This is a genomic window from Romboutsia sp. 1001216sp1 (genome assembly GCF_039841805.1).
GTDB classification, from domain to species: Bacteria; Bacillota; Clostridia; order Peptostreptococcales; family Peptostreptococcaceae; genus Romboutsia_C; species Romboutsia_C hominis.
Genome location: NZ_JBDPHA010000015.1, coordinates 1 through 13,546, shown reverse-complemented (window position 1 = coordinate 13,546; position 13,546 = coordinate 1). Strand labels below are relative to the sequence as shown.

The 13,546-nt window shown below is 27.4% G+C and carries 11 protein-coding genes; all 11 read left to right on the top strand.

The annotated features are described in order from the left end of the window. Nucleotides 1-452: 452 nt before the first annotated feature. The 11 genes from lon to ABHC41_RS12380 all read left to right on the top strand — a co-directional run bounded on the left by lon (nt 453) and on the right by ABHC41_RS12380 (nt 13,410). Nucleotides 453-2,801 (top strand): endopeptidase La, encoded by a 2,349-nt coding sequence (gene lon / locus ABHC41_RS12430; protein WP_166504696.1) that lies wholly within the window; start codon nt 453-455, stop codon nt 2,799-2,801. Next, nucleotides 2,801-3,412, top strand: a complete 612-nt coding sequence (yihA, locus tag ABHC41_RS12425; RefSeq protein WP_166504697.1) for a ribosome biogenesis GTP-binding protein YihA/YsxC — start codon at nt 2,801-2,803, stop codon at nt 3,410-3,412. The genes lon and yihA overlap by 1 nt, the downstream gene beginning before the upstream one ends. A 213-nt stretch (nt 3,413-3,625) precedes the next feature. After that, complete coding sequence (locus ABHC41_RS12420) at nt 3,626-4,981, top strand: amino acid permease (protein WP_195238080.1); 1,356 nt, start codon at nt 3,626-3,628, stop codon at nt 4,979-4,981. Between the two features lie 258 nt (nt 4,982-5,239). Continuing rightward, on the top strand, nt 5,240-6,313 hold the full coding sequence (locus ABHC41_RS12415) for a PRK06851 family protein (protein ID WP_092922380.1): 1,074 nt from the start codon (nt 5,240-5,242) through the stop codon (nt 6,311-6,313). Between the two features lie 366 nt (nt 6,314-6,679). Continuing rightward, entirely contained in the window at nt 6,680-7,903 is a 1,224-nt protein-coding gene (locus tag ABHC41_RS12410) for a GspE/PulE family protein (protein WP_092922383.1), read from the top strand. A 31-nt stretch (nt 7,904-7,934) separates the two neighbouring features. Next, the gene (locus tag ABHC41_RS12405) at nt 7,935-9,044 is read left to right on the top strand and encodes a type II secretion system F family protein (protein ID WP_092922386.1); all 1,110 of its coding nucleotides are present in this window, start codon (nt 7,935-7,937) and stop codon (nt 9,042-9,044) included. A gap of 11 nt (nt 9,045-9,055) precedes the next feature. Beyond that, nucleotides 9,056-9,442, top strand: coding sequence for a prepilin-type N-terminal cleavage/methylation domain-containing protein (locus ABHC41_RS12400; protein WP_195238079.1), 387 nt, complete (start codon nt 9,056-9,058; stop codon nt 9,440-9,442). Between the two features lie 357 nt (nt 9,443-9,799). Continuing rightward, complete coding sequence (locus ABHC41_RS12395) at nt 9,800-10,852, top strand: SEC-C domain-containing protein (RefSeq protein WP_195238078.1); 1,053 nt, start codon at nt 9,800-9,802, stop codon at nt 10,850-10,852. 172 nt (nt 10,853-11,024) lie between these two features. After that, nucleotides 11,025-11,405 (top strand): hypothetical protein, encoded by a 381-nt coding sequence (locus tag ABHC41_RS12390; protein ID WP_092922396.1) that lies wholly within the window; start codon nt 11,025-11,027, stop codon nt 11,403-11,405. A 4-nt stretch (nt 11,406-11,409) separates the two neighbouring features. Beyond that, nucleotides 11,410-11,727: a hypothetical protein gene (locus ABHC41_RS12385; RefSeq protein WP_195238076.1), complete on the top strand. Its 318-nt coding sequence runs from the start codon at nt 11,410-11,412 to the stop codon at nt 11,725-11,727. A 90-nt stretch (nt 11,728-11,817) separates the two neighbouring features. Beyond that, a complete protein-coding gene (locus tag ABHC41_RS12380; RefSeq protein ID WP_271893338.1) occupies nt 11,818-13,410 on the top strand; it encodes an FAD-dependent protein in 1,593 nt (530 codons plus the stop codon). Nucleotides 13,411-13,546 lie beyond the last annotated feature (136 nt).

The following is a 13,546-nucleotide window of genomic DNA, read 5'->3' as shown; positions in this document are numbered from 1 at the left end:
CTTAAAAGCTCCTTTTTAAATGTAAGGATTTTATAACTATAATTAATGGGTATTAATAGATTAATAAACTTTAAAAAGTATAAAATATCATTAATTAGATAAAAGAGGATCATTACATATAATAGTCAAAACTTGTTTATTATTAAAATATCATATAAACTATTCATATAAAACCTATTTAAAGTTTATCATAAAAATTATATAAGAGTATATTTATAAATAAATATATATTATTCTAATATAAAAAATATAAAGTTTATTCATTAGTATATTACATTCAATATTACAACATAATAAAATAAGAGAAAAGTGATAAAAGATTTTACCAAATCAATAAATTTGTTTATACATTCTTTAAGCAAAGTGAATTTTTCTATAAATGTTGAAAATTAGGGATTGTAAATATATAATATATAAAGCAATAAAATCTAGCACTTTAAGGAGTGATATTAGTGGAACAGAATTATACGAAGATAGAACATGAATTACCGCTAATTCCACTGAGGGGATTAGCGATATTCCCATATATGATACTAAACTTTGACATAGGAAGAGAAATATCTTTAAAAGCTTTAGACCAAGCTATGTTAGCTGATGAGTTAGTATTCTTAACTTCTCAGAAAGCAGCAGAAGTTGATGAGCCAACAGAAGATGATTTTTATCATGTAGGAACTATATGTAAAGTTAAACAAATGATAAAACTTCCTGGGGATACAGTACGTGTATTAGTAGAAGGAATTTCAAGAGGTAAAATAAAAGAAGTAAGCAATGAAGAAGGGTATTTTAAAGCAACAATAGAGGAAATAGCATACGATGATGAAAATGCAGAGGAAGATATTGAGGTAGAAGCACTTGTAAGAAATGTGTTTGATGCATTTGAAGAGTACATAAACATAGGAAATAGAGTATCACCAGAAATATTAATATCTCTAGGTGAAATAGAAAATGTAGATCGTTTTATAGACACTATAGCTGCTAATATCTATCTAAAACCAGAACAAAAGCAAGAAGTTTTAGAAGAGTTTGATATTAAGAAAAGATTAGAATTAATATACAAAACTCTTTTAGAAGAGATAGATATACTTAAAATAGAAAAGAAAATAACTCTAAGAGTTAAAAAGCAAATGAATAAGGTTCAAAAGGAATATTACCTAAGAGAACAATTAAAAGCTATACAAAAAGAATTAGGAGAAGAAGAAGACATAAATTCTGAAGCTGACGAGTATAGAGCAAAGCTTAAGAAAATAAAAGCTCCTAAAGAAACAAAAGAAAAGATATCTAAAGAAATAGATAAGTTTTCTAGAATATCACCAATGTCTCCAGATGTATCAGTTTTAAGAGGGTATTTAGATAATATATTCTCATTACCTTGGAACAATGAAACTAGAGACAAGCTTGATATAGAAAAAGCTAAAGAAATATTAGATAATGAACATTATGGATTAGAAAAAGTAAAAGAAAGAATACTTGAGTATTTAGCTATAAGAACATTATCAAAATCACTAAAAGGACCTATCATATGTTTAGTAGGACCTCCAGGTGTTGGTAAAACATCTATAGCAAAATCGATAGCGAACTCATTAGGAAGAAAATTCGTTAGAATATCTTTAGGTGGAGTTAGAGATGAAGCTGAAATAAGAGGTCATAGAAGAACTTATGTAGGAGCTATACCAGGAAGAATAATAAATGGAATAAAAGAAGCCAAAACTAAAAATCCAGTATTCTTACTAGACGAGATAGATAAAATGTCAGCAGATTATAAGGGAGATCCATCTGCTGCAATGTTAGAAGTTTTAGATCCAGAGCAAAACAAAGATTTTGTGGATCACTACATGGAAGTTCCTTTTGATTTATCAAAAATATTATTTGTTACAACTGCAAATAGCTTAGGAACTATTCCAAGACCTTTATTAGATAGAATGGAAATAATAGAGGTATCTGGATATATAGAAGAGGAAAAGCTTAATATAGCTAATAAATATTTATTACCTAAACAAATAAAAGAACATGGTTTAGCACCTGGTTTTGTTAAAATAAATGAAGAAACTATGAGAGAGATAATAGGATCTTATACTAGAGAAGCAGGGGTAAGAAACCTTGAAAGAACTATAGGTAAAATATGCAGAAAAGCAGCTAAAAAGTATGTAGAAGATAAATCTTTAGAAGAAATAGTTATAAATAAATCTGACCTAGATGATTACTTAGGTAAGAATAAATATAGACATCAATTAGCAGGAACTAAACCAGAAGTAGGTGTTGTAACAGGTCTTGCATGGACGTCTGTTGGAGGAGAAACTCTAACTGTAGAAGTAAATGTTGTAAAAGGTAAAGGCCAAATAGTATTAACTGGTAAACTAGGTGATGTAATGAAAGAATCAGCTAGAACAGGTATATCTTATATAAGATCAATTGCTGACAAATTTGATATAGATCCTGATTTTTACCAAAATAAAGATATACACATACATTTACCAGAAGGTGCAGTACCTAAAGATGGTCCATCAGCAGGTATAACAATGGCTTTAGCTGTTTTATCAGCATTAACAAATATACCAGTAAGAAATGATGTTGCTATGACAGGAGAAATAACTCTTAGAGGAAGAGTTTTAGCTGTAGGTGGAGTTAGAGAAAAACTATTGGCTGCACATAGATCTGGAATAACAAAGGTATTACTTCCAAAAGAGTGTGAAGCTGATTTAGATGAAATACCTGAAAATGTAAAAGAAAAAATGGAATTTGTACTTGTAGACCATATGGACCAAGTATTAGAGCAGGCATTAGTAAGGAATGGTGAAAAGTAATGAAAATTAGAAGTGCAGAAATAACAATGAGTGCAGTAAACAGAGCTCAATACCCAGACGAAGGTATACCAGAAATAGCTTTAGTTGGTAGATCTAACGTTGGAAAATCATCAACAGTAAATACATTATTAAATAGAAGAAATTTTGCTAGAACAAGTCAGACGCCTGGTAAAACTAGAACAATAAACTTCTATCTTATAAACCAAGAATTTTTCTTTGTTGACCTTCCAGGTTACGGATATGCAAAGGTTGCAAAATCTGAAAAAGAAAAATGGGGAACTATAATGGAAAGATATCTAGCTGATAGAGAAGAATTATGTGCAATATTCTTATTAGTAGATATAAGACATGAACCTACAAGTGATGACGTTATGATGTATGAATGGATAAAGCACTTTGGATATAAATGCGTAGTAATAGCTACTAAAGCAGATAAAATAGCTAAAGGTAAATACCAAAAGCATTTTAGTATGATAAGAAAGAAATTACAATTAGATAAAGATGAAAAGATACTTCCTATATCTTCTCTTAAGAAAACTGGAGTAGAAGAAATATGGAAAGAAATAATAAGCCAATACAATGAAGCTGGTTATGAAATAACTGTTGACTAGTATGAAATAGACTATCTCAAAACTGAGATAGTCTATTTTTTTATATTATTTATAGAAAAATAATTTATAAATTTATATTAATTAAAGTAAATATTTTAAAATTAAAAAAATTTAAAAAATTAAAACTAAAATGTCAATTTATATTGATATTTATTAAATTAAATAGTAAAATATGTAAAATAACACGAAATAGAGCAACTTGGGGGTGAAACAATGAGTAACAATAATCAAAAAGGATTAAGAAAGACATTAGGCTTAAGTGCAGCACTTTCTACGGTAGTAGGAATGCTAATAGGTTCGGGAGTATTCTTTAAACCACAAGCCATATATGAATCTACAAATGGAGGAGCATGTCTAGGACTTTTAGCATGGTTAATAGGGGGACTTATAACTATAGCTGCTGGGCTTACAGCAGCTGAAATATCTTCTAGTATAGTAAAACCAGGTGGATTAATAGTTTATTTAGAAGAAATTTACGGTGAAAAAGTAGGATTTTTAACAGGATGGATGCAATCTATACTATTTATACCTGCAATAACAGCAGCGCTAGGAATTATATTTGCACAAGAAGCAGTGAGCTTATTGAGTTTACAAAGTGACATATATGTAATTTTAATTGCAATAGGAGTAATAGTGCTTATAGCTTTATTAAATTCTCTAGGAGCCAAATTTGGAGGAGGAATACAAACTGTATCTACAATATGTAAGTTAATACCTTTAGCACTTATAGTTATATTTGGATTTATAAAAGGAGAACCATCAACAGATATAATGACACCTCTGGTAGGTGAAAATACGAATATGGTTAGCGCCATATCTCAAGTACTTATAGCAACTTTATTTGCATACGATGGATGGATATATGTGGGAGCATTAGCAGGTGAGATGAAAGATCCAGCTAAGCATTTACCTAAAGCTATAGTAGGCGGAATTTCTTTAGTAATGGGAGTATACATAATTATAAATGTAGCATACTTATGTGTTGTTCCAGCATCAGAGATGGCAGCAGTAAGTGCACCAGCTACACTTGTAGCAAGTAAATTATTTGGAGAATCAGGAGCTAAGGTGATAAGTGTAGGTATATTAATATCGGTATTTGGAACATTAAATGGTTTCTTGATGACCGGAGGAAGAATACCTTATATAATGGGATGTGACGGGAGAATACCTTTTTCAAAAACTTTTGCTAAGTTAAATAATAATGGTGTTCCATTAAATGGAATGTGGTTAATAGCTGGGTTAGCAATAATATATTCTTTATCAGGTCAGTTCAATTTCCTATCTGATTTAGCAATATTTACAATATGGATATTCTACACAATGTTATTTGTAGGAGTTATAAAACTTAGAAAAGATAAGCCAAATATGAAGAGATCATATAAAGTACCGTTATATCCAGTAATACCTATAATAGCAATAATAGGAGGAGTATTTATTGTTGTTAGTACATTTATCACTCAAACACAAAATGCTATATTAGGACTTATAATAACATTAGCTGGCTTGCCAATTTATAATATAATTAAAAATAAGAAGATAAAACAAGAAATACAAAATAATGTAGCGTAGTATAAGGAGCCGTCTCAAAATTGAGACGGTTCTATTTTTATTTAAGATTATTTAGTTAAATATAGCTATATTACAAAATGATTAAATAAATATTATAAGTAAATAAGAATATAATTATAAAAGGTATTCATTGAATTTTAATATAAAAAAATGTATTAAAATAATTAGTTATAGACAAAATAATTTTTAAGATAGTAACAAAATAAAATGCAAATTAATATTTTATAAAGTAGAAGAAAAATATGAGGGGGCTAAATCATGGCAGGTAGAGTTAGGAAGTTATTCCCAGGTGGAAATACGGCAAATGGATCATTTAATTTTTTTGATAATATAATACCTCAAAATGTTAATAGAATCTTTTGCTTAAAAGGTGGACCAGGAGTTGGAAAATCATCATTTATGAAAAAAATAGCAAAAGAATTTATTGAAAAAGGGTATGATGTAGAGCTACACTACTGTCCATCAGATCCAAGCTCTTTAGATGGGGTTGTGATACTTAAATTAGGAGTAGTTCTGCTAGATGCAACTGCACCGCATATTGTAGACCCAAAAGACCCTGGTGCTATAGATGAAATATTAAATTTTGGTGAATATTGGGATGTAGAAAAATTAGAAAAAAATAAAGATACTATTGTAGAATGTGGAAAAGATATAAGTAACTCATTTAAAAGAGCATATAAGTATTTAAAAGCTGCTGAGCCAATTTATTATGATATAGAAGAAAAGTATAGAGATTGCATGGACTTTGGTCAAGTAAATCTAAAAATAGAGCATTTTATACACGATATATTTAAAGATTCTAGTAGTACTGGTATTTATAAATCACCAAGACATTTATTTGGAACAGCTATAACACCAGTCGGACATTTAGATTATGCAGATAGTATATTAAGTCAAGTTAATAAGGTATATCACTTGAAAGGTAATATAGGAACAGGTAAAACTACGTTTTTACGAAATATATGTGATAAAGCCATTCAAAAGGGAATGAATGTGGAAATTTTTCATTATCCACTTATTAAGGATAAGATTGAAACTGTAATAATAAAAGATTTAGATATAGGTATAACCGTAAGTAGTTTATTTGAAGGTAAGAATACTATAAATTTAAATGCTTACCTAGATGAAGAAAAATTAGAAAAATATATAGAAGAAATTAAGTTTGATAAAAAAGTATTTGATGAGCTATTAAATTATGCTATATCAAACTTAAAAAAGGCTAAGGCAAAGCATGATATTATAGAAGCATACTATGTGCCTAATATGAACTTTGATAAAATGGAAGAGTTAAAAGAAGAGATAATAAATAGAATTTTGAAGTATGAAGAATAATAAAAAAAGAGAAAGGCACAACGTGTCTTTCTCTTTTTTTATTAGAATTAAACTACATATTATTTAATATACTTAGAACTCTAAAGAGTTATTAAAAATATGGATGATATTATTAGAAATTAAATAACATAAAAATTAATTTATAGGGAGTATAGTTGTATGAAAGACAAATATATGTTGATAATATTAACTAGTATATATTAATAAGTAGCATGATGGCGATACTAATTAGAGAGTATCAAATTGGAAAAATTAATTATCAAGGTAAATTTGAGTATATAGGAGGTAAATAAAATAAACCTAAATAAAATTGAGAGTATATCTTTAAAAAATAAAATAATTAGAAACAAATACAAAGTGTTTAATATGAAACATAAACACATACAAAATGATGTAAAAGAAGAAGTTCTAAAAAGACCAGAAGAAGAATTGTACATAGGAAATAATATAAATTTAAATGAAACTTATGCAAGAGACATTTTTAAAAGTATATTAGACAAAGCTATAATAAAAAATGCTAGTGATATACACATAGAACCATTTAAAGAGCATATAATAGTTAGGTTAAGGATAGATGGATTCTTAGTAGAAGATATAAAAATAGAATATGAAGTATATCAACAACTATTAGTAGTAATAAAATTAGATACATTTATGAATATAACTGAAAAAAGATTACCTCAAGATGGTAGACTTGCCATTGAGGTAAAAGGTCAAGTGATTGATATTAGAGCATCAACTCTACCAACTGTTTATGGTGAAAAAATTGTTTTAAGAATATTAAATAGAAAGTCATTTCTAAAAAGAAAAGAAGAACTTGGATTTTCTAATAAAGCTATAGATAAGATAGAAAGTATTATAAATAAAAAGTCAGGGATATTATTAGTAACAGGATCAACAGGAAGTGGAAAAACTACAACAGTATACTCTATAATAAATGATTTAAAATGCACAAGTAAAAACATAGTGACTATAGAGGATCCTGTAGAGTACAAAATAGAAGGAGTAAACCAGATACAAGTAAATAATAAAGTAGGCTTGAGTTTTGAAAATGGATTAAGGTCTATATTAAGACAAGACCCAGATATAATTATAGTTGGAGAAATAAGAGATATAGAAACAGCAAAAATAGCAATAAAAGCAGCTACTACAGGCCATTTAGTGATAAGTACTATACATACTAAAGATGCAGTATCTGCCATATCTAGATTATTAGATATGGAAATACCACAATATTTGATAAGTGCATCTCTAATAGGAATTATATCTCAAAAGCTCATAAGAAAAGTATGTACCACTTGTATTATGCAGAAGGAAGTAAATGAATTAAACCAAACTAATGAGAAACATACAAATAGGGAGTGCGAAGAATGTAATGGATTGGGCTATAAAGGAAGAACTGCTATTTATGAAATACTAGAAATAGATAATGATATAAGAAAAGATATACAAAATATGCAAGATTATAACACCATAAAAGATACTGCAATAAAAAATGGCATGATAACATTTGAAGAAAGTGCAAAAGATTTAATCGATAATAATATAACTACTGAAGAAGAATACATAAGTTTAGAAATAGGTATTTAAAATTATAATTTATACAATAAACGAGGATAAAATGGATTCTAATATATATGAGGATTTTACTGAAAGTAAAGTAGTAAATAATAAAAATAAAAAGTTAAAAGAGAAATCATACAAATTAAAAGATAGAGAATTAAAAGATTTATGCAATGAAATGGGTATATTATTAGATTCAGGATGTCATATAATAAATGCATTTGAATTAATAAGAAATCAATCAAGCCCAAAGATAAGAAGAGTCATAAATAAAATAATACAAGATATACAAAAAGGTAATTCTATAAGTCAATCATTTCAAAATACAAATTCATTTTCAATGTTTTTTATAAGTACTATAAGAGCAGGTGAAGTTACTGGAAAGTTAGAATATGCTATGAATAATCTAGCTAAGTATTATGACAATCAATATAAGTCCAAGTCTAGGATAAAAAATATGTTGATATACCCAGCATTTGTTTGTATATCATTTTTAATCTCTGTAATAGTTGCAATAACTATGATAATACCAAATTTTGAATCTATTTTCATAGTAAATGATATAGATATTCCAGTATTAACAAAGGTACTTATAAATTTAGGAAAATTCTTCAGAAATAACTTTAGTACAATAATATTTGGTTTATTATCAATAGTATCTGGGATATTTTATTTATATAAATATACTTACACATTTAAAGCTATACTATATATAGTAGCATTAAGATTGCCAATAATAAGAGGTATAATAGAATTATTAGTGGCTAGTAGATTTTGTTCAACACTAAGGCTATTAATAGAAAGTGGTATACAGATAACTGAGGCAGTAGAAATATCTGCAAGAGTTATTGATAATAAATATATTTATAAAAAAATTTTAATTTCAATAGATCATATCAACAAAGGGAATAGTATTTCATATTCAATAAGCTTATCAAATATATTTCCAAAATCGCTCATAAGTATAATAAAAATAGGAGAAGAAAGTGGGCGATTAGATAGATGTTTAAAATCTAGCGAAGATCTATATACAAGCAAACTAAGTACAAAAATAGAGAAAGTAATCAAATCTATAGAACCTACAATAATAGTCATAATAGGTATTTTTGTGGGGGTATTTGCTATAGCAATGATAACTCCTATGTTTGATTTATCAAGTTCATTTTAAGAGGTGAAATTATGATTAATAAAAAAAGCAAAAAGAAGCAAGGATTCACACTAGTAGAAATGGTTATAGTTATAACTATTTTAGGAATATTATCTGGGATAGGATTTCTGAAGTTTGGAGAAGTTCAGCAGACGGCAAAAATTAATGCCGATAAGGTAGCAGCATCAGGTTTAGTTACGGCTACAAATTTAGCCATACAAAGTGGAGAAATTGAAATAAATAAAATAAATAATGATACAGACATTATCCAAGAGTTAGTAACAAAAGGATTTATTACAGTAGCTCCAAGACCACAGAGCAAAGATAAAGAATCTAGTTTTAAGGTTGAAATATCTGAGAAGGGAGACGTATCAGTTTTAATTGATAAAGAACCTTTTTATCCAGAAAAAGAATCTTAAAAAATAGAATACAAAATAAAAAATAAGAACTATCTATAAATTTAGATAGTTTTTTTGTATATTAGGATAGATTTTGAAAAGAAAAACATATTTTAAGAAAGGATAGTGTATATATACAAAGTCTTATAAGATATTTAATAGTATTAAGTATAAAAATGACAAAATAAATATGAAGGAATATTTAAAAAATCTGTAGAAACACTATATATATCCAAAGGTCAATTTTATATACCAAAACTTAACAGTATACATAAATTTAATAAAATAATATGATATTTATAGAATCATTTAATAAAAAATGGTATAATAATAAATTGTACTTTAATCTAATATAAAAATGAAGGAGTGACAGTCACATTGTTAGGGAGAAATGAGTTATGCCCTTGTGGAAGTGGCAAAAAATATAAAAAATGCTGTTTAAATAAAGATGTTGTTATGGAGAGAGCTGAGAGAAAAGTTAGTTCTACACAAAAACAATATTCACAATTATATACAAGAATACAGGAATTTGCTAAACAAGATAAATTTAAAGAAGAATGTGAAAAAGCTAAGGAAATGTTCTATATAGTTGAGGATGAAGCAACTAATGAAAAATTTGAAAGATTCTTCAACACTTATTTTATCCAAGACCACATAATGGAAAATAAGAAAGTAATGACAGTTGAATTTTATGAAGAAAATAGAGATAACTTAACAACTCAAGATGTTGAAGTGTTAAGAAGTTTATTTGAATCTTATGTAAGCGTATATGAAGTTACAGAAATATTAGAAGGTAAAATAGTATTAAAAGACTGTTTAACTGAGAGAGAAATTTCAACAGAAGACATCAACTTATTAAAAGACTTTAAAGTTGGAAGCTGTATGATAGCTAGAATAGTTGAAATAGAAGGAACTAGTATATTAATAGATGTAACTATAAGTATATCTAGTGCAGTTAAAGACGTAATATGTAATGATGTTAGATATCTATTCAATCAATATGAAGATTTATATAAAGATATGAAGACATTCTTAATCCATCATACACACATATTATATAAGTATATGCAACAATTACTTGATCCAAGTATAGCAGAATATTTAAAAGAACAAAAAGAATCAAAAATGAAAAAAGTACAAGAAGAAGTAGCTTTAACTTCTGAAGAAGGACAAGAAGATGATTGTAAAGTATGTTCTGTCCTTAGACAAAATGTTGAAGCTGAGCATATAGATGCTTGTGTATCATTCTGGAAAGAGTATACAAAAACAAACTCAGATGTTAAAGGATCTGAAAATGGATGGGCAGCTGCTGTTGAATACCACATAAAGAAAAATGCTGGAGAAAGTATAACACAAGCTCAAATATCTAAGAAGTATGAAATAAGCCCTAGTACATTAGGAAAAAGATATAAAGATCTTAAAGTATCTTAATAAAAAGCATAAACTAAAATTTTAGGAATTATATTTAAATATAATTCCTAAAATTTTATTCAAAAATATAAATATATCTGTATAAATTTTATATTTTTTATTAAAAAAGGTTTTAATATGTTCAAATAATGTATAAAATAAAGATATAAAATATACAGAAAGAGGTACATGTATGAGTCTTAAGTTAGGAAGCGCAATTGCCGTATCAACAAATTACATAAAATCTAATCCAGCAGTTCCTGTGTATAATGGAGAAGAAAATCCAAATAACCTTTATGCGGTTATTTATCATATAGAAATAGGATATAATGAATCTAGTGTTCAAAAAACTAAACAATATATAATAATAGATTATAAGGAATTTGACTTATCTCAAGATAAGAAAAATGAATTAATAGAAATAGGAAAAGAATACTGTAAAAATAAAGGGATATCTGAAAATGATGAATTACAAATAGCTCTTTTAGATGATAATGAAGAAGCTGAAATATTCTTAGAGAAAATATTCAACAATATGAAGGTTATAAGAGGACTTATAACTAAAAAGGACTAACAATATGAATTTAGCAGGTATAGAAGAAATAACACCTTTTGAAGGTGTAGCAGAATTTAAAATTTATAAATACGACGATAGAATAGACTTAAGTGATAAAGAACAATTTATATGTGATCTAAAATTAGTTAGTATTAAAGTTAATCCTATTTATGTAGAGAGAATAGGTAAATCAATGGATATGTTAGCTTTAGTAAAAAATTTAAATCCAAAATTAGAAAAATCAAGTATAAAAGAAGATATAAAAGAGTTTATATTAGATGAAATTTGGGAAGAAGGTCTAGAAAAAGAGAATATAGATGTAATATTTATAGAAAGCTAGGTATATACCCTAGCTTTTATAATGTTTTTAATGTATTTTTAGATATAAAGTAAAAATACAAACTATTAAGATGTAAATAGGAGGAAAACTATGTTAAGAATATCTAATTTAAAAATAAGCATAAATGAAGATATATCAGTATTAAAGAAACTTATATTAAAAAAATTGAAAATAAAAGAAAAAGACCTTATAAAGTATACTATATATAAAGAATCTATAGATGCAAGAAGAGGAAAGATTGATTTTGTATACACTGTAGATGTAGACGTTAAAAATGAAGAAAAATTAATAAAAGCTAATATAAAAGATGTAATAAAATTAAAAGAGACAAGATATATAGGTGTTCAAACAGGAGAAGCAAAATTAAAGAATAGACCTGTAATAATAGGTAGTGGTCCAGCTGGATTATTTGCAGCACTTTTATTAGCACAAAGAGGATATAATCCACTTCTTTTAGAAAGAGGGCTAGACGTAGACCAAAGAACTAAAGATATATATAATTTTTGGACTAACAGAAAGTTTAAAAATAATTCAAATGTACAATTTGGGGAAGGGGGAGCAGGAACTTTCTCAGATGGTAAGCTTACTACAAGGATAAAGGATATAAGATGTAGAAAAGTTCTAGAAGAGCTTGTTAATTTTGGTTCTCCAAATGAAATATTATACTCTCATAAGCCACATGTAGGAACAGATATATTAAAAGGCGTAGTTAAGAATATAAGAAATGAAATAATAAGACTTGGCGGGGAAGTTAAGTTTGATGCTAAGGTTACAGATATTGAAATTGAAAATGGAGAAATAAAATCAGTAGTAATAAATGATGTAGAAAAAATAGAGTCAGAAGTCATAATACTTGCAATAGGCCATAGTGCAAGGGATACTTATAAAATGTTAAATAAAAGAGGTGTAAAAATAATTCAAAAACCTTTTGCTATAGGGGCAAGAATTGAGCATCCTCAAGAATTAATAAACAAGTCTCAGTACAAAGAATATTATAATCATCCTAGATTAGGTGCAGCAGACTATAGACTGATAGATCACGCATCAAATGGTAGAACTGCATATACATTCTGTATGTGCCCAGGAGGGACTGTAATAGCCTCAGCATCTAATGAATTTGAAGTAGTGACAAATGGTATGAGTGAACATGCAAGAGACCAAGTAAATGCCAATAGTGCTTTCTTAGTAAATGTACTTCCAGAAGACTTTGGAAGCGATGATCCATTAGCAGGAGTATATTTCCAAGAAAAATATGAAAGGTTAGCTTATGAATTAGGTGGAAAAAATTATAATGCTCCAGCTCAACTTGTAGGAGATTTTATAAATGATAAAGTATCTACATCATTAGGCAGTGTAGAACCATCATATAAGCCAGGAATAGAATTTGTAGATTTAAGAGAATGTCTTCCGGAGTTTGTAACTACGACTATGAAAGAATCATTAATTTCTTTAGATAAAAGATTAAATGGATTTGCTATGCATGATGCAGTTTTAACAGGTGTAGAAACTAGATCATCAGCTCCTATAAGAATAGTTAGAGATGAGGAAACTTTAGAGTCTGTAAATGTTAAAAATCTATATCCATGTGGAGAAGGTGCAGGATATGCAGGTGGTATAGTTACAGCTGCAGTAGATGGAATAAAGTGTGCAGAAAAAATTATAATGAAATATTCGAATATATAAGTAAAAATACTATGAACTAGAATTTAATTAGTTCATAGTATTTTTTTATAGATAAATAGAATTTATTATAATTTATGGTTAAAATTTTGACAATTAATAATTTTTAAACTATAAAATTATTAAAAAAATATATAAA

Coding starts and splice junctions, on each gene's coding strand:
- ABHC41_RS12400 (WP_195238079.1), top strand. CDS start 9,056: ATGATTAATAAAAAAAGCAAAAAGAAGCAAGGATTCACACTAGTAGAA.
- ABHC41_RS12390 (WP_092922396.1), top strand. CDS start 11,025: ATGAGTCTTAAGTTAGGAAGCGCAATTGCCGTATCAACAAATTACATA.
- ABHC41_RS12405 (WP_092922386.1), top strand. CDS start 7,935: ATGGATTCTAATATATATGAGGATTTTACTGAAAGTAAAGTAGTAAAT.
- ABHC41_RS12410 (WP_092922383.1), top strand. CDS start 6,680: ATGAAACATAAACACATACAAAATGATGTAAAAGAAGAAGTTCTAAAA.
- ABHC41_RS12385 (WP_195238076.1), top strand. CDS start 11,410: ATGAATTTAGCAGGTATAGAAGAAATAACACCTTTTGAAGGTGTAGCA.
- ABHC41_RS12420 (WP_195238080.1), top strand. CDS start 3,626: ATGAGTAACAATAATCAAAAAGGATTAAGAAAGACATTAGGCTTAAGT.
- ABHC41_RS12380 (WP_271893338.1), top strand. CDS start 11,818: ATGTTAAGAATATCTAATTTAAAAATAAGCATAAATGAAGATATATCA.
- ABHC41_RS12415 (WP_092922380.1), top strand. CDS start 5,240: ATGGCAGGTAGAGTTAGGAAGTTATTCCCAGGTGGAAATACGGCAAAT.
- yihA (WP_166504697.1), top strand. CDS start 2,801: ATGAAAATTAGAAGTGCAGAAATAACAATGAGTGCAGTAAACAGAGCT.